Genomic DNA, 14936 nt, shown 5'->3' with positions numbered 1-14936 from the left:
GTGAACAGCGACAGTCGAGAAGTGCACCCGCCTGCTCGTAACTGTGGAGACGGTGGGTGCTGCGAGCAGCAGAGGACCTTATGTGAGCGGATTGCGACTCATGGCGGTGCACGCCCACCCGGATGACGAGTCGAGCAAGGGTGCGGCCACCACGGCCAAATACGCCGCCGAGGGCAACGATGTGCTGGTGGTGACGCTGACCGGCGGTGAGCGCGGTGACGTGCTCAATCCGGCGATGGACATTCCCGGTGTGAAAGAGCGCATGCCAGAGATCCGCAAGGAGGAGATGGCCAAGGCCGCCGCGGCGCTCGGAGTCGAACAGATGTGGCTGGGTTTCGTCGACTCCGGTCTACCCGAGGGTGACCCGCTGCCGCCGGTCCCGGAGGGGTCGTTCGCCGACATTCCGATCGATGACGCGATCGAGGCGCTGGTCCGGGTGGTCCGCACGTTTCGCCCGCACGTGATGATCACCTACGACGAGCACGGGGGCTACCCGCACCCCGACCACATCCGCGATCACGATGTGTCGATGGCCGCCTATCAGCTCGCCGGCGACCCGGAGGCCTTCCCGGATGCGGGTGAGCCGTGGGTGGTCCAGAAGCTGTACTACACACACGGATTCATCCGCGACCGGATGGTGCTGTTCTCCGACGAGTTCGAGAAGAACGGCCAGGAGAGTCCGTTCGCCGAGTGGCTGTCGAAGTGGGATCCGAGCCGCGGCGACATCATGGGGCGGGTGACCACCCAGGTGGAGGTGTCCGACTATTTCCCCCAGCGTGACGAGGCGTTGCGTGCGCACGCCACCCAGATCGACCCGAACGGGATGTTCTTCGCCGTTCCCCTGGAATGGCAGAAACGCCTGTGGCCGACCGAGGAGTTCGAGTTGGCCAGAACCCGGGTCCCCACCGCCCTGCCCGAGACCGACCTGTTCGCCGGTGTCGTGGCCGAGGGGTTGGACCCTGAAAGTGTGAAGTCATGACCCATGCAGTGGTTGCCGCCGCCGGAACGATCCTCGCGGCCTCCGACCAGCAACAGGGACCGGAATTCGGCAAGGCCTCGCCGCTGGGACTGCTCATCATCGTGGTGCTGTTGGTGGCCACGGTCTTCTTGATCTGGTCGATGAACAAGCGGCTGCGCAAACTCCCCAAGGATTTCGACCCGTCAGATCCCGGACCGGATCAGGAACTCGACGAGGCCACCGACCGCCAAGCCACCGACCGCACGGCCACCGACGCTCGTTCGTCGGCGACCGGTCGGCCGCGGACACCGTCCACCAGTGAGCCCGGGAGCGACTCGGACTCATCCACCGATGTTCTCGATGCCGGCCGCAGCGGTGAGAACGCGCCGGCGGGTCTCGGGAGCGCCTCCTCAGAACGGGGCTCCGATGACCGATCAGGACAGGCTCGATAGCAACACCCTCGGCGAGGCCACCAGCCCCTACCTGCGCCAACACGCCGACAATCCGGTGCATTGGCAACAGTGGGGCGACGAGGCACTGACGAGCGCCGCCCGGCGTGACGTGCCGATCCTGTTGTCGGTGGGCTACTCCTCCTGCCACTGGTGTCACGTGATGGCACACGAATCGTTCGAGGATCCCGCGGTGGCGGCGGTGATGAACCAGAATTTCGTGTGCATCAAGGTCGACCGTGAGGAGCGGCCCGACATCGACGCCGTCTACATGAACGCCACGGTCGCGATGACCGGTCAGGGCGGCTGGCCCATGACCTGTTTTCTCACCCCCTCGGGTGATCCGTTCTACTGCGGAACCTACTTTCCTCCGGTGCGCTCGGCGTCGACGCCGTCGTTCACCGAGATACTCCATGCCATCACCCAGGCATGGACCGAGCGGCGCGACGAAGCTGATGAGGTCGGCTCGAGGGTGAGTGCCCATATCGTGGCGACCTCGGCAGGGCTGCCCGGTTCCGATCGCGCGATCGGGTCCGATCTGCTCGCCGAGGCGGTCGAGGCGATTCGCCGAGACGAGGATGTCGATCACGGCGGTTTCGGTGAGCCTCCGGAGTTTCCCGGTCCGAAGTTCCCGCCCTCGGCGATTCTCGAAGGACTTGCGCGCCACGCCGAACGCACCAGCGATTCCGCAGTAGCCGATACCGTCATGCGGACGCTCTCGGCGATGGCGCGCGGTGGGATCTACGACCAGCTCGGTGGTGGTTTCTCCCGCTATGCGGTGGATCGGCGTTGGCAGGTGCCGCACTTCGAGAAGATGCTCTATGACAACGCCCAGCTGCTGCGGGTGTATGCACACCTGGCCCGGACCACCGGAGATGCTCTGTGTCGCAGGGTGACTGCCGAGATCATCGAATTCCTGCGCCGCGACCTGTCGGTGACGGGCGGGTTCGCCAGTGCGCTCGATGCCGACACCGACGGGGTCGAGGGATTGACCTATGTGTGGACACCGGCGCAACTGGTCGACGTGCTCGGCGACGACGACGGGGTGTGGGCGGCGCAGGTTTTCGGCGTCACCGAGCAGGGTACCTTCGAGAACGGGACCTCCACGCTGACCCTGGCACAGGATGTGGGGGACACGTCGCGGTACTCGTTGGTTCGTCGACGCTTGCTGGCGGCTCGTGCGCAGCGACCGTCGCCCGGCCGCGACGACAAGGTGGTGACGGCGTGGAATGCGATGGCGATCACCGCACTCGCCGAAGCCGGTGGGGGACTCGATGATCGGGAGTGGGTGGATCTGGCCGCGCGCTCAGCCGACAGCCTGCTCGCGGCCAACGTCGTCGACGATGAGGTGCGCCGATCGTCGCGTGACGGTGTAGCCGGCGACCCTCCGGGAATGCTCGATGATCACGCCGCGCTGGCGACCGCCGTGCTGACCCTGCATGCAGTCACCGGCGAACGGCGTTGGCGCGACGTAGGTCTGGACATCCTCGACGCCACGGTGGACAGATTCGCCGACGAGAATCGCGAGGGTGTGTGGTTCGATGCGCCGGCGTCGGCGCAGACGCCGATCACCCGGCCGTCGGATCCCACCGACACCGCGACTCCGTCGGGGGCCTCGTTGATGGCCGAGGCGCTGATGCTGGGGTCGTTGCTGGCGCCGCTGGGGCGCGCCTCGCGCTACGAAGGACTCGCGCAGACGACGGTCCAGCGGGCCGGGGTGTTGTTGGAGCGGGCCCCGCGTGCGGCCGGCCACTGGCTGGCTGTCGCGGAGGCGTTGGTGGCCGGACCGATCCAGGTCGCCGTGGCCGAGGGGGAGGACAGCGACGGACGGGTGGCCTCAGCAGCGCGCCGACGGGCCCCCGGCGGAGCGGTCGTGGTGAGCGGCCGACCCGACAGCCTGCCGCTGTTGGCAGGCCGCGGGCCGGTGGCGGGTTCGGATGCGGCCTATGTGTGCCGTGGACACACCTGTGATTTGCCGGTGACCGAACTCGCCGAACTGGATGCGTCGCTGACGCGGTGACCCGACACCTGGTGGCGAATCATGTTCTCTGCCAATTTGATTCGCAGCCAATTTGATTCGCAACACCACGGGTTGGCGATTCGAGTGCCCCGTGCGTCCGATCCTGTGCATCCGATCCCGTGCGTCTCATCCGGAGAGATCGCGCAGCCTCAGCTGTAGCTGTAGAACCCCTCGCCGGTGGCCACACCGAGTTTGCCCTTGTCGATGTAGTTGGTCTTGAGGTAGTCGGCGAATTCGCGTTGCTTGGGGTCCTCAGACGCAGCCGAGATGTTGTAGGCGGTGGTCAATCCCACGACGTCGAAGATCTGGAACGGTCCCAGGGGTGCGCCGGTGGCCAGTCGCCAGGTCTTGTCGACGGTCTCCACATCGGCGACCCCGTCGATCAGCAACTCCGATGCCGCGTTGAGCAACGGCACCAGCAGCGAGTTGAGCACATACCCGGCCTTCTCCTTCTTCACCTCGATCGGGACCATGCCCATCTTCGAGGCGTAATCGACCACGGTCTGATAGACCTGCTGATCGGTCTTGGCGGTGCCCATCACTTCGGCGGTCTTGTTGACCCACAGCATGTTCGCGAAGTGCAAGGCGAGGAACTTCTCGGGCCGTCCGGTGTACTCCATCAGACTGCTCGGCAGCAGCGTGGAGGAGTTGGTCGCGAAGATGGTCTTGGCCGGAGCGGCCTTGCCGACCTCGGTCCAGGTCTGTTCCTTGATCTTGGGGTTCTCCGGAACGGCCTCGATCACCAGGTCGGCGTCCGCGACGGCCTCGGCGATGTCGGTGTAGAGGTGAATGGACTCGGCCGCCTTGGTGGCGCGATCATCGTCTTTGGCGCCGTCTACCTGCTGTTCGTACGTCTCGGCGAGCTTCTGGTAGCGCTGCTTCGCTGCCGCGATCGCGTCGTCGTTGATGTCCCAGGCCGATACGTCGAACCCGGCATACGACGCCTGATAGGCGATCTGTGAACCGAGAACCCCGGTACCGAGAACCGTGACCTTCGAGATGTCCGTCATTGCTGCCTCCTGTGAGTGCGGCGGATGGAGGGTGGCTTTCCCATTCCCTACCTTCGTCAGGTGTAACGCTCTGGTGGAGCTGTTCGTTCCCCTCTGTGGGTGCGATGGTGGTGTGGCGTCGATGCAGGGGCGTTCGAAACATGTTGTCGGACAGTCGAATGTCAGGTTCTGCGGAGCGGGTTCGGCAGCGAGGTGATCTTGACGACATCGAGCCGATGCCGACGCCGACAGCGCCGACGAAGCGTTGCGCCGTCGACTCTGTGTCGATGGGCGAATCCTGCGGATGAGGTGAAGCCGGTGGCGCCGCCGGAGGCACGTGGTAACGTGCTTCCTCGTGATCGCAATTGCACGTGCCTATTGGCGCTTTATCGAGGCTCCGGGTGGAGCCGTCGATGGAGCGTTCAGCTAGCGCGCCGCGACCCAGCACCCGGAGCCCCGAGCAGTGACCACCCGGTCGCTGCTTTTTTCATGTCAGGGCGCCGGAGACAGCAGTCAGTGCCCTGCGAGCACGACCGAAAGGCACACCACTTCTCATGACCGTCATCAATCCGGCCGGCGCCCACTCGGCGAGTTCCACCGCACTGCACACCAGTACGTCGAACCGCAGGATCAAGACCTTCCGGGAGATCCCCACACCTCATCAGCTGCACACCGAACTGCCGCTGACCGCACGTCGGGCCCTTGCCGTCGCCCGTGATCGCGACGAGATCGCCGACATCCTCGCCGGTCGGGACGACAGGTTGCTGGTGGTGGTCGGCCCGTGCTCCGTCCACGATCCGGTGGCGGCGCTGGACTACGCGCGTCAGCTCGCGCCGCTGGCCGCCGAACATGCGAGCCGGCTGAAGATCGTGATGCGTGTGTACTTCGAGAAGCCACGCACCACGGTCGGCTGGAAGGGTCTCATCAACGACCCGGGGATGGACCAGACCTTCGACGTGGAACGCGGGCTGCGCGCGGCGCGGTCGCTGCTGCTCGACATCATCGACCTCGGACTGCCGGTGGGCTGTGAGTTCCTCGAGCCGACCAGCCCCCAATACATCGCCGACACGGTGGCCTGGGGTGCGATCGGGGCGCGGACCACCGAGTCGCAGGTGCACCGCCAGCTGGCCTCGGGCTTGTCGATGCCCATCGGCTTCAAGAACGGCACCGACGGCGGAGTCCAGGTGGCGATCGACGGCGCCACGGCGGCCGCGGCCGAGCATGTGTTCTTCGGGGTCGACGATTTCGGTCACGGTGCCGTGGTGGAGACCCTGGGGAATCCGGATTGTCACGTGATCCTGCGGGGCGGCTCGCGCGGACCGAACTTCGACTCGGAGTCGGTTGCCGCCGCTGCGGACGAGCTGGCGAAGGCTGGTCTGCCCGCAACCGTGATGATCGATTGCAGCCACGCCAACTCCGGTAAGGATCACCTCCGCCAGGCCGAGGTGGCCGCCTCGGTGTCCGAGCAGGTCGCAGCTGGTGCACCGGTGTCGGGTGTGATGCTCGAGAGCTTCCTGGTGGCAGGCGCGCAGTCACCGGATGCCCGCCCGCTGACCTACGGACAGTCGGTCACCGACAAGTGCATGGATTTCGCCACCACCCGCACGTTGATCGACCGGTTCGCTCGCGACTCGGCCACTCGCATCGCCGGGCGCGTGGGAATGCGACGCTGACCCGTTTCCATGTCCGGTGCCGGCGGGCGTACGGACGCTGCGGACAGGAGTGGGGACTGGGGTAGAGCCTCAGCCGAAGACCACCAGCCACACCGCGATGTAGTGCAGTAATGCGGCGATGACCGTCGCGGTGTGGAAGACCTCGTGGTGTCCGTAGGTGTGCGGCCACGGATCTGGGCGACGCAGGGCGAACAGCACGCCGCCCACGCTGTAGAGGACACCGCCCGCCGCGAGCAGCACGATCACCGTGGCGCCGGTGCGTGAGGCGAGCTCGGGTGCCACCGCCACGATCGTCCACCCCAGAGCGATGTAGAGGATCACCCCGAGCCATCGGGGGGATGTCGGCCGGCAGACTTTCAGGAGCACGCCGCAGATCGCCCCGACCCAGACGATCGTCAAGACGACCGCGGCCGTGGACGCGGGCAGTCCGGCCACGCAGAACGGTGTATAGGTGCCGGCGATGAACACGAAGATCATCGAGTGGTCGCCGCGCTTCGTCCACATTCGCGTGCGTGCGGTGCGCCAGAGGTGTCGGTGATAGGTCGCGCTGACGCCGAACACGCCGCATATGGTCACGACATACACGGTCACCGCCACCGTGTCGGCAATGCTGCGCAGGCAGGCGGTGACGACGATGAGGACTGTTCCGGCGATGGCCGCCGCCACCACCGCGTACAGATGTATCCAGCCGCGCATCCGTGGACGCAGGTCGGCGTCCACCTCGCCGTGGGGGATCGGCGCGGGAGTGGCCGCAGTCGCCTCGGTCATGTGAACCTACGCTACCGTAGGTTTGTGTATTCGGGCATGTCGCGCCATCGCGGCTCGTCGCCGGACTCGGTCGACCCGTATCGTTGGTTGGCGTTGCCGTAGATGAGCTCGAGGATCGAGGCTTGATGTGAAGCTGTTGCCGGACCGTGTGCGTGGCCCGCTGTATCGGGTCTACGAGCGACGTCTCGTACAGCTCATGGACCCCACCCGCAATCCGCGGCATATCGCCATCATCTGCGACGGAAATCGCCGCTGGGCGCGTGAGGCGGGATTCGAGGATGTCAGCCACGGCCATCGCGTGGGCGCGGCCAAGATCGCCGACATGTTGCGCTGGTGCTCCGAGCTCGAGATCGACACGGTCACCATCTACCTGCTCTCGACCGAGAATCTGGGCAGGCCCTCTGACGAACTCGACGCGTTGATGGAGATCGTCCCCGATATCGTCGACGAGATCTCCGCACCGGACGGCAACTGGCGGGTGAAGATCGTCGGCACGATGGATCAGTTGCCCGAACGGGTGGCTTCCCGGCTGAAGACCGCCGAGGAGCGGACCGTCGGGCGCACCGGGATGAACGTCAACGTGGCGGTCGGATACGGCGGCAGGCAGGAGATCGTCGACGCCGTCCGGTCGCTGCTGTCGGAGAAGATCATGGACGGTTCCGCGGCCCACGATCTGGTGGATGCGGTGACCGTCGAGGGGATCGACCGCAATCTCTACACCAAGGGACAGCCTGATCCCGACCTGGTGATCCGCACCTCGGGCGAACAGCGTCTGTCGGGATTCCTGCTGTGGCAGAGCGCGTATTCGGAGATCTGGTTCACCGACGCCTACTGGCCGGAGTTCCGCAGGGTGGATTTCCTTCGCGCTCTGCGCGACTACTCGGCCAGGAGTCGTCGGTTCGGCAAGTAGCCGCCCAGGCGGGCGGGGCGCAGTAGTGTCGATGGTGACCGCCGATCGAGAGGATGCCGATGAGGGTCGTGGAACTCGGTGCCAGCGGTGCGGCAGGGTCGCAACTGGCACAGTCTCTTTCGAGCTCGGGCATCGACGTTGTCGCTGCCCATCGCGGCTCCGGTGTCGATGCGTCCACCGGAAGTGGGCTTCCCGAGGCGTTCGCCGACGCGGACATCGTGGTGGACTGCACCAACGTCGCGACCACGAAACGTCATGTGGCCGAGAAGTTCTTCGGCGATGTCGCGGCACATGTCGCGGATGCGGCAACTGCGGCGGGTGTCGAGCGGATCATCTGTCTGTCGATCATCAATGCGTCGACACCGGAGGTGAACGCGCATTTCGGCTATTACGCGGGAAAGGCTCGGCAGGAGAAGGTCTACCGCAGCCGCGCGGATGCGGGATCACCGCCGGTGTCCTTCCTGTACTCCGCCCAGTGGTTCGAGCTGGCTGAGTCGATGCTCTCGCAGGTGCGAGTGGGACCGGTCGCTTTCGTCCCGCATATGCAGATCGCACCGTTGGCGATGCGCGAGGCAGTGGGTGCACTTGCGCAGATGGTCGGAACCGAGTCGGTGGGCAGCGAGATGAACACCGACGTGTCGATCGCCGGTCCGCAGCGTCACGACATCGTCGACCTTTCGCGCGCCATCGCCGACAAGCGGGGCGAACCGAGTCGCGTGATCGGGGTCAACATCGGCGGCAAGGCGCTGCGCAACGGAGGGTTGCTGCCCTCGGCCGGCACCGTGACGGCAACCGTCACCTTCGACGAGTGGCTCGCCGAACGCTGACGCTCGTCACCTGTTCATGCCGTCGCCGACTGGGCCGCCGGGGGCGCACGGTCAGAGCTTGCGAAGCCGAACGCGATTCACCGAATGGTCGGCGTCCTTGCGCAGCACGAGCGTCGCACGGGGCCGGGTGGGCAGGATGTTCTCCACGAGGTTCGGGTAGTTGATGGTGTTCCACAACTCACGCGCCCGTGCCTTGGCGTCGTCGTCGGACATGTCGGCATAGGAGTGGAAGTGTGAGTCCGGATCGGCGAACGCCGTCGATCGCATCGTCAGAAACCGGTTGACGTACCAGTCCTCGATGTCCTCGGTGCGGGCGTCGACATAGATGGAGAAGTCGAAGAAGTCCGACACCATCAGGCGTGGACCGGTCTGTAAGACGTTGAGCCCCTCCACGATCAGGATGTCGGGCCGACGGATGTGGATGGCCTCGTCGGCCACGATGTCGTAGGTCAGATGGTCGTAGACGGGCGCCGTCACATGATCGGCGCCCGCCTTGACCTCGGTGACGAACCGTAAGAGTGCGCGCCGGTCGTAGGACTCGGGAAACCCTTTGCGGTGCAGGATTCCCCGACGTTCGAGCTCTGCGGTCGGGTAGAGGAATCCGTCGGTGGTCACCAGATCCACCGTTGGGTGGGTGTCCCACCGCGACAGCAGCGCCTGCAGTACGCGAGCCGTGGTCGACTTGCCGACCGCGACACTGCCCGCGACGCCGATGATGAACGGCACCTGCTGATCGTGCAGGCTCTCGCCGAGGAAGGTCGCCGTCGCCGAGTACAGCTTCTGCTGTGCCTCCACCTGCAGATGGATCAGGCGCGACAGCGGCAGGTAGACCTCGGCCACCTCGTCGAGGTCGAGTTGCTCGCCGATACCGCGCAGACGAGTCAACTCTCCCTCGTCGAGAACCCGGGGCATCGTCTCGCCCAGCTTCTTCCACTCGGTCCGGTGCAGCTCGATGTACGGACTCGGGTCATGCATGTCACACAGTCTTATGGATCGTGACATCCGGTGGAGTGCCCGGGGTGGGTTTCGTGTCGTGTTCGGCATGGGTTCGGCATTCCGGAGCCTCACACCGCTGTCGCATCGTCGGTGGTGCACCCCTGTGCGGCCATGTCGTGTCCGCACACCCTGTCGCCGCCGTGTGGTGTGTACGGGTGTCTGCGCAGACGGCTCGTCCCGGCGCTAGTTTTGACCGGTGAGCGCATCACCGATCATCGAGGAATACCTGCGGCTCGGACTGTCCTTCGACCGACTCGAAGAGGGATTCGTCGACGCCTACACCGGCCCCGACCGTCTGCGCGCCGAGGTGATGAACGCACCTGCACCCGCACCCCGCGAACTCGCCGCCCGGGCGTCGGCCTTGCGCTCCGAGGTGGCGGGTTCGGCATTGCCGGATGACCGAGCGGCTTTCGTCTCCAGCCATCTGCGCGCGCTGGAATGCTCGGCGCGCAAGTTCGCCGGCGACGACATCGACTTCGTCGACGAGGTGGCGGCGTACTTCGACGTCGACATCGAGATGGGGGATGAGGACGCCTACCGCGCGGCCCATCGCGAGCTCGAGGACGTACTCGACGGCACCGGCACCCTCGCCGACAGATTCGCCGCGTGGCGCCGGCGCGACGAGATCCCCGCCGACCGGATCGACGACTGTGTCCGGGCGTTCAGCGGCGCGCTGCGTGAGCGCGTACGCGGGACATATCCGCTGCCCGACTCCGAGATCGTCGATTTCGAGGTGGTGTCGGACAAGCCCTGGTCGGGTTTCAACTACTACCTGGGGTCCTATCGATCGCGTGTGGCGATCAACGGTGATCTCACCCAACACATGTCGGCGCTACCGCACCTGATCGCGCACGAGGCCTATCCGGGTCACCACACCGAGCACTGCCGCAAGGAGCAGATTCTCGTCGGAGACGGCCAGGACGAGCAGACCATCTTCCTGGTGAACACCCCGCAATGCCTGATGGCCGAGGGGCTGGCCGACCACGCCCTGGATGCCGCGATGGGTGTCGACAGGTTCACCTGGGCTGCCGAGATCTACGCCGACCTCGGACTGCGATTCGATGCCGAACGTGCGCAACGGATTTCCGCAGCCACCGCGAAACTCCTGACCGTCCGCCAAGATGCCGCGCTGCTGCTGCACGACCGGGGCGCGACGCCCGACGAGGTCATCGCCTACCTGCAGAGGTGGCTGTTGAACTCCGGAGAACGAGCCCGGCAGACACTGCGGTTCCTGTCGTCGCCGCTGTGGCGCGCCTACATCTCCACCTACGTGGAGGGTTACCGGCTACTCGAGACCTGGCTCGACGCCGATCCGCACGGTGATCGGCTGCGCCGATTCGGACGGCTGCTCGACGAGCCGCTCACCCCGGCACTGTTGCGGGCCGAACTCGCGACGGCATAGCAGTCGCGCCTGTCAGCCGCTCAGCGAGGCCTTATAGACTGACCCGCATGACTGAGTCGCCCCGCACGACCGACGTGCGCACCGCTTCGCTGGCCGAACTCGATCCTGATGTCGCGGCTGCGATGAACGGTGAGCTCGCCCGCCAGCGCGACACCCTCGAGATGATCGCCTCGGAGAACTTCGTCCCGCGTGCGGTGCTGCAGGCGCAGGGCAGCGTGCTGACCAACAAGTACGCCGAGGGATATCCGGGGCGCCGCTACTACGGCGGCTGCGAGTACGTCGACGTCGTCGAGGACATCGCCCGCGACCGTGCCAAGGCCCTGTTCGGTGCCGACTTCGCCAACGTCCAGCCCCATTCGGGTGCCTCGGCAAACGAGGCGGTGCTGATGGCGATGATGGAGCCGGGTGAGAAGCTGCTCGGTCTGTCGCTGGCCCACGGTGGACACCTCACCCACGGCATGCGGCTGAACTTCTCGGGCAAGCTCTACGAGATCGAGTCCTACGGTGTGAGCAAGGAAGACTTCCGCATCGACATGGACGAGGTGCGTCGGCTCGCGATCGCCGGGAAGCCCAAGGTGATCGTCGCCGGCTGGTCGGCCTATCCGCGCACCCTCGATTTCGAGGCCTTCCGGTCGATCGCCGACGAGGTCGGAGCGCTGTTGTGGGTGGACATGGCCCACTTCGCCGGTCTGGTCGCCGCAGGGCTGCATCCCAATCCGGTGCCCTATGCCGACGTGGTGTCGACCACGATTCACAAGACGCTCGGCGGTCCGCGTTCGGGCATGATCCTGGCCAAGAAGGACTGGGCCAAGAAGCTCAACTCCTCGGTGTTCCCCGGCCAGCAGGGCGGCCCGCTGATGCATGCGATCGCCGCCAAGGCCGTGGCACTCAAGATCGCCGGCACCCCGGAATTCGCCGACCGCCAGCGCCGCACCGTCGAGGGCGCCAAGATCCTCGCCGACCGACTACTCGCCGACGACGTGAAATCAGCGGGTGTCTCGGTGCTGACCGGCGGCACCGACGTACATCTGGTGCTCGTGGACCTGCGCGACTCCGAACTCGACGGACAGCAGGCCGAGGATCTGCTCCACGACATCGGGATCACCGTCAACCGCAACGCCGTCCCGTTCGACCCGCGTCCGCCGATGGTCACCTCGGGGCTGCGCATCGGTACGCCCGCTCTGGCGACCCGTGGCTTCGGTGCCGCCGAGTTCACCGAGGTGGCCGACATCATCGGCACCGCACTCGCGCAGGGCAAGCAGGTGGACCTTCCCGGACTGCGTGCCCGGGTGTCGGCACTGGCACTCGACTTCCCGCTCTACGACGGCCTGGAGAGCTGGGGACTGCTCAGCACTGCGGGTCAGCTGTCCTGACGGCACTGGCAGGCGACCAGCCCGCGCAGCTCGTGTGCGGTGTTCGTGGTGGGTGTCGGTTGTGACATTCACAGCGATGAAGATGGTCCGTTTCACAGCGCGCATGGAGTTCTCTAAGCTCGTGCGGGTGAGTTCGATAACCGACGACGATCTGATCATCGCTCTGGAGAAGGCTCTGCCCGAGCTGGCCGACGAGCACGACGCGGCGGCGACGCCGTGGAATCCGCATGACTGGATTCCGTGGGATGCGGGCAAGAACTTCGCGTTCCTCGACGGGGAGGATTTCACCGCCGAGGAGGGAACCGACAACGCGGAGCTGCGTGCGGCCTTCCTCGCGCTGTTGTTGACCAAGGACAATCTGCCGTCCTATCACCGCATCATCGCGTTGTACTTCCCGAACTTCTCGGACTGGCGACGACTGACGGGCACCTGGACGGCCGAGGACGATCGACACGCGATCGCGCTGCGCGATTTCCTGGTCGTGCGGCGGCTGATCGATCCGGTCGACGCGGAGAACCGGCGGCTCATCCATGTCACCGCTGGGTATCGGCAGGAGAGCGACCTGCGCAACAAGCTCGGCCCGCTCGACGTGCTGGCGCTGCTGGCGCTGCACGAACTGCAGTGTGTGAAGTTCATCGACCGGCTGCTGACCATCGTCGACGACACCGAACTGGCGACCGTACTGCGCAAGATCCGCGGCGACGACGCCCTGCAGGCCGCGAACTTCTTGGCCTTCCTCAATGTGGGGCTCACCGCGGATCCGGAGAAGGCCGTGTTCGCGATCGAGCGCGCGCTCTCGGATGCTCAGCCGATCGGTTACGACGTCGCCGACTTCGACGACGAGCGCGCGTTGCTCGCCGACTACTCGTCCGCGCAGGTCACGCGCGCGATCGCGGCGGACTTCGTGTCGGCGCTGTCACTCGAGGGAGTGGGCGGATTGTCCGAATCCGGCGAGCATGCTCGACAGCAGATCCTGGGTGCGGCTGCGTAACCCGATGTTCACCGACACACCTGCTCTGCGCGCGGCGAAGCGGTGTCGGCGCGCGTAGGTTGACGGGTGACGGGCCGCGCAGAAGTGGTCCGTCCGGGAGGTTCGAGATCGTGGTGTGTGAGCGCAACGCGAGGGGACCGGCCCCGGTCCTCGTCTCACCCGCCTGAGGTGACACTCAGGCGCTCGGCCTTGACGGCCGGGTTGTGGTGGACACTCGAGACGACCGGTCCGGCAACGTCCGTCTGTGCGGGAGCCGTACGGACTAGGAGCCCACGTGACCACACGCACTTACGTCCTCGACACGTCGGTACTGCTCTCCGACCCATGGGCGGTCACCCGATTCGATGAACACCAGGTGGTTCTCCCGCTGGTCGTCATCGGAGAGCTCGAGGGTAAACGTCACCATCACGAACTCGGCTGGTTCGCGAGGGAGACGTTGCGTCTGCTGGACGATCTGAGACTGGAATACGGTCGACTCGACCTGCCCGTCCCGATCGGAACCGCCGGCGGCACACTGCAGGTCGAACTCAACCACACCGATTCGTCGGTTCTGCCGGCCGGATTCCGGACCGATACCAATGATTCGCGAATCCTTGCGTGCGCGTTGAATCTTCGGGCCGAAGGCCGTGACGTCGTACTGGTCTCCAAGGACACCCCGCTGCGCGTCAAGGCCGGTGCGGTGGGACTGGCCGCCGACGAGTACCACGCGCAGGACGTGGTGGTCTCGGGGTGGAGCGGGATGACCGAGCTCGATGTGAACTCCGCGGTGGTCGACGAGCTGTACGCCGACGGTGTGGTCGACCTCGACACCGCGCGAGATCTGCCCTGTCACACCGGGATCCGGCTGCTGGGCAACTCGTCGAGTGCACTGGGACGAGTCGGCCCCGACAAGCGCGTGCAACTGGTGCGGGGCGATCGGGAGGCATTCGGTCTGCACGGCCGATCGGCCGAGCAGCGCGTGGCGCTGGATCTGCTGCTCGACGAGAGTGTGGGGATCGTGTCGCTGGGAGGCAAAGCGGGAACGGGTAAGTCGGCGCTGGCGCTGTGCGCTGGGCTCGAAGCCGTTCTCGAACGGCGCACCCACCGCAAGGTCGTGGTGTTCCGGCCGCTCTACGCGGTCGGGGGGCAGCAGCTCGGCTATCTGCCCGGCTCGGAGGCAGAGAAGATGGGGCCGTGGGCACAGGCGGTGTTCGACACACTCGAAGGGCTCGCCTCCACCGAGGTCATCGAGGAGGTGCTCAGCCGCGGGATGCTGGAAGTGTTGCCGCTCACCCATATTCGCGGCCGGTCGCTGCACGACTCGTTCGTGATCGTCGACGAGGCGCAATCCCTGGAACGCAATGTGCTGCTGACGGTGTTGTCGCGCCTGGGAACCGGTTCACGCGTGGTGCTCACCCATGACGTCGCGCAGCGCGACAACCTGCGCGTGGGTCGCCATGACGGTGTCGCCGCGGTCATCGAGAAGCTCAAGGGGCACCCGCTGTTCGCACACATCACCCTCACCCGCAGCGAGCGGTCGCCGATCGCGGCGCTGGTCACCGAGATGCTCGAGGAGTTCGCCCCGGGTGCCGCGTACTGAG

General features: G+C 66.0%; 13 protein-coding genes. 10 read left to right on the top strand and 3 right to left on the bottom strand.

The genetic code is table 11. The features are described 5' to 3' along the window. Positions 1–100 precede the first annotated feature (100 nt). From mca to IEW22_RS01180, 3 genes are read left to right on the top strand one after another with little or no spacing between them, the layout of a single operon-like run. Entirely contained in the window at positions 101–979 is an 879-nt protein-coding gene (mca, locus tag IEW22_RS01190) for a mycothiol conjugate amidase Mca (RefSeq protein WP_188584788.1), read from the top strand. Then, the gene (locus IEW22_RS19915; RefSeq protein WP_229742060.1) at positions 976–1410 is read left to right on the top strand and encodes a hypothetical protein; all 435 of its coding nucleotides are present in this window, start codon (positions 976–978) and stop codon (positions 1408–1410) included. Before mca ends, IEW22_RS19915 begins: the two co-directional genes overlap by 4 nt. Beyond that, positions 1385–3427, top strand: a complete 2043-nt coding sequence (locus IEW22_RS01180; RefSeq protein ID WP_188584731.1) for a thioredoxin domain-containing protein — start codon at positions 1385–1387, stop codon at positions 3425–3427. Before IEW22_RS19915 ends, IEW22_RS01180 begins: the two co-directional genes overlap by 26 nt. A gap of 149 nt (positions 3428–3576) precedes the next feature. Here IEW22_RS01180 and IEW22_RS01175 read toward each other — a convergent pair whose 3' ends face one another. Beyond that, entirely contained in the window at positions 3577–4437 is an 861-nt protein-coding gene (locus IEW22_RS01175) for a 3-hydroxyacyl-CoA dehydrogenase (protein ID WP_188584730.1), read from the bottom strand. 533 nt (positions 4438–4970) lie between these two features. On the opposite strand from IEW22_RS01175, the gene IEW22_RS01170 reads away from it, so the two are divergent. Further along, positions 4971–6089 carry a 3-deoxy-7-phosphoheptulonate synthase gene (locus IEW22_RS01170; RefSeq protein ID WP_229742059.1) on the top strand — a complete coding sequence of 373 codons (1119 nt, stop codon included), beginning with the start codon at positions 4971–4973 and terminating at the stop codon, positions 6087–6089. A gap of 69 nt (positions 6090–6158) precedes the next feature. On the opposite strand, the gene trhA is transcribed toward IEW22_RS01170, so the two are convergent. Beyond that, positions 6159–6857: a PAQR family membrane homeostasis protein TrhA gene (trhA, locus tag IEW22_RS01165; RefSeq protein ID WP_188584729.1), complete on the bottom strand. Its 699-nt coding sequence runs from the start codon at positions 6855–6857 to the stop codon at positions 6159–6161. 127 nt (positions 6858–6984) lie between these two features. On the opposite strand from trhA, the gene IEW22_RS01160 reads away from it, so the two are divergent. Both IEW22_RS01160 and IEW22_RS01155 read left to right on the top strand, forming a co-directional pair. Continuing rightward, positions 6985–7767 carry an isoprenyl transferase gene (locus tag IEW22_RS01160; protein ID WP_188584728.1) on the top strand — a complete coding sequence of 261 codons (783 nt, stop codon included), beginning with the start codon at positions 6985–6987 and terminating at the stop codon, positions 7765–7767. Positions 7768–7826: 59 nt separating this feature from the next. Next, a complete protein-coding gene (locus tag IEW22_RS01155; protein ID WP_188584727.1) occupies positions 7827–8594 on the top strand; it encodes an NmrA family NAD(P)-binding protein in 768 nt (255 codons plus the stop codon). A 51-nt stretch (positions 8595–8645) separates the two neighbouring features. On the opposite strand, the gene coaA is transcribed toward IEW22_RS01155, so the two are convergent. Then, positions 8646–9569 carry a type I pantothenate kinase gene (gene coaA / locus IEW22_RS01150; RefSeq protein ID WP_188584726.1) on the bottom strand — a complete coding sequence of 308 codons (924 nt, stop codon included), beginning with the start codon at positions 9567–9569 and terminating at the stop codon, positions 8646–8648. Between the two features lie 217 nt (positions 9570–9786). Here coaA and IEW22_RS01145 point away from each other — a divergent pair, with 217 nt between their 5' ends. The 4 genes from IEW22_RS01145 (at position 9787) to IEW22_RS01130 (ending at position 14935) form a co-directional block, all read left to right on the top strand. Further along, the gene (locus IEW22_RS01145) at positions 9787–10992 is read left to right on the top strand and encodes a DUF885 domain-containing protein (protein ID WP_188584725.1); all 1206 of its coding nucleotides are present in this window, start codon (positions 9787–9789) and stop codon (positions 10990–10992) included. Between the two features lie 47 nt (positions 10993–11039). Next, positions 11040–12365 carry a serine hydroxymethyltransferase gene (gene glyA, locus IEW22_RS01140; RefSeq protein ID WP_188584724.1) on the top strand — a complete coding sequence of 442 codons (1326 nt, stop codon included), beginning with the start codon at positions 11040–11042 and terminating at the stop codon, positions 12363–12365. A gap of 127 nt (positions 12366–12492) precedes the next feature. Further along, complete coding sequence (locus IEW22_RS01135) at positions 12493–13356, top strand: acyl-ACP desaturase (RefSeq protein ID WP_188584723.1); 864 nt, start codon at positions 12493–12495, stop codon at positions 13354–13356. A 274-nt stretch (positions 13357–13630) separates the two neighbouring features. Then, entirely contained in the window at positions 13631–14935 is a 1305-nt protein-coding gene (locus IEW22_RS01130; protein WP_188584722.1) for a PhoH family protein, read from the top strand. Position 14936 lies beyond the last annotated feature (1 nt).

The sequence above is a fragment of the Gordonia jinhuaensis genome (assembly GCF_014639795.1).
GTDB lineage: Bacteria > Actinomycetota > Actinomycetes > Mycobacteriales > Mycobacteriaceae > Gordonia_B > Gordonia_B jinhuaensis.
The sequence above is the reverse complement of the archived record's forward strand: the minus strand, read 5'-3'. Positions and strand labels throughout refer to the sequence as shown.

What these genes read in the sequence shown, in the direction of transcription:
- mca (WP_188584788.1), top strand. Translation starts at nt 101, where the DNA reads ATGGCGGTGCACGCCCACCCGGATGACGAGTCGAGCAAGGGTGCGGCC.
- IEW22_RS19915 (WP_229742060.1), top strand. Translation starts at nt 976, where the DNA reads ATGACCCATGCAGTGGTTGCCGCCGCCGGAACGATCCTCGCGGCCTCC.
- IEW22_RS01180 (WP_188584731.1), top strand. Translation starts at nt 1,385, where the DNA reads ATGACCGATCAGGACAGGCTCGATAGCAACACCCTCGGCGAGGCCACC.
- IEW22_RS01175 (WP_188584730.1), bottom strand. Translation starts at nt 4,437, where the DNA reads ATGACGGACATCTCGAAGGTCACGGTTCTCGGTACCGGGGTTCTCGGT.
- IEW22_RS01170 (WP_229742059.1), top strand. Translation starts at nt 4,971, where the DNA reads ATGACCGTCATCAATCCGGCCGGCGCCCACTCGGCGAGTTCCACCGCA.
- trhA (WP_188584729.1), bottom strand. Translation starts at nt 6,857, where the DNA reads ATGACCGAGGCGACTGCGGCCACTCCCGCGCCGATCCCCCACGGCGAG.
- IEW22_RS01155 (WP_188584727.1), top strand. Translation starts at nt 7,827, where the DNA reads ATGAGGGTCGTGGAACTCGGTGCCAGCGGTGCGGCAGGGTCGCAACTG.
- coaA (WP_188584726.1), bottom strand. Translation starts at nt 9,569, where the DNA reads ATGCATGACCCGAGTCCGTACATCGAGCTGCACCGGACCGAGTGGAAG.
- glyA (WP_188584724.1), top strand. Translation starts at nt 11,040, where the DNA reads ATGACTGAGTCGCCCCGCACGACCGACGTGCGCACCGCTTCGCTGGCC.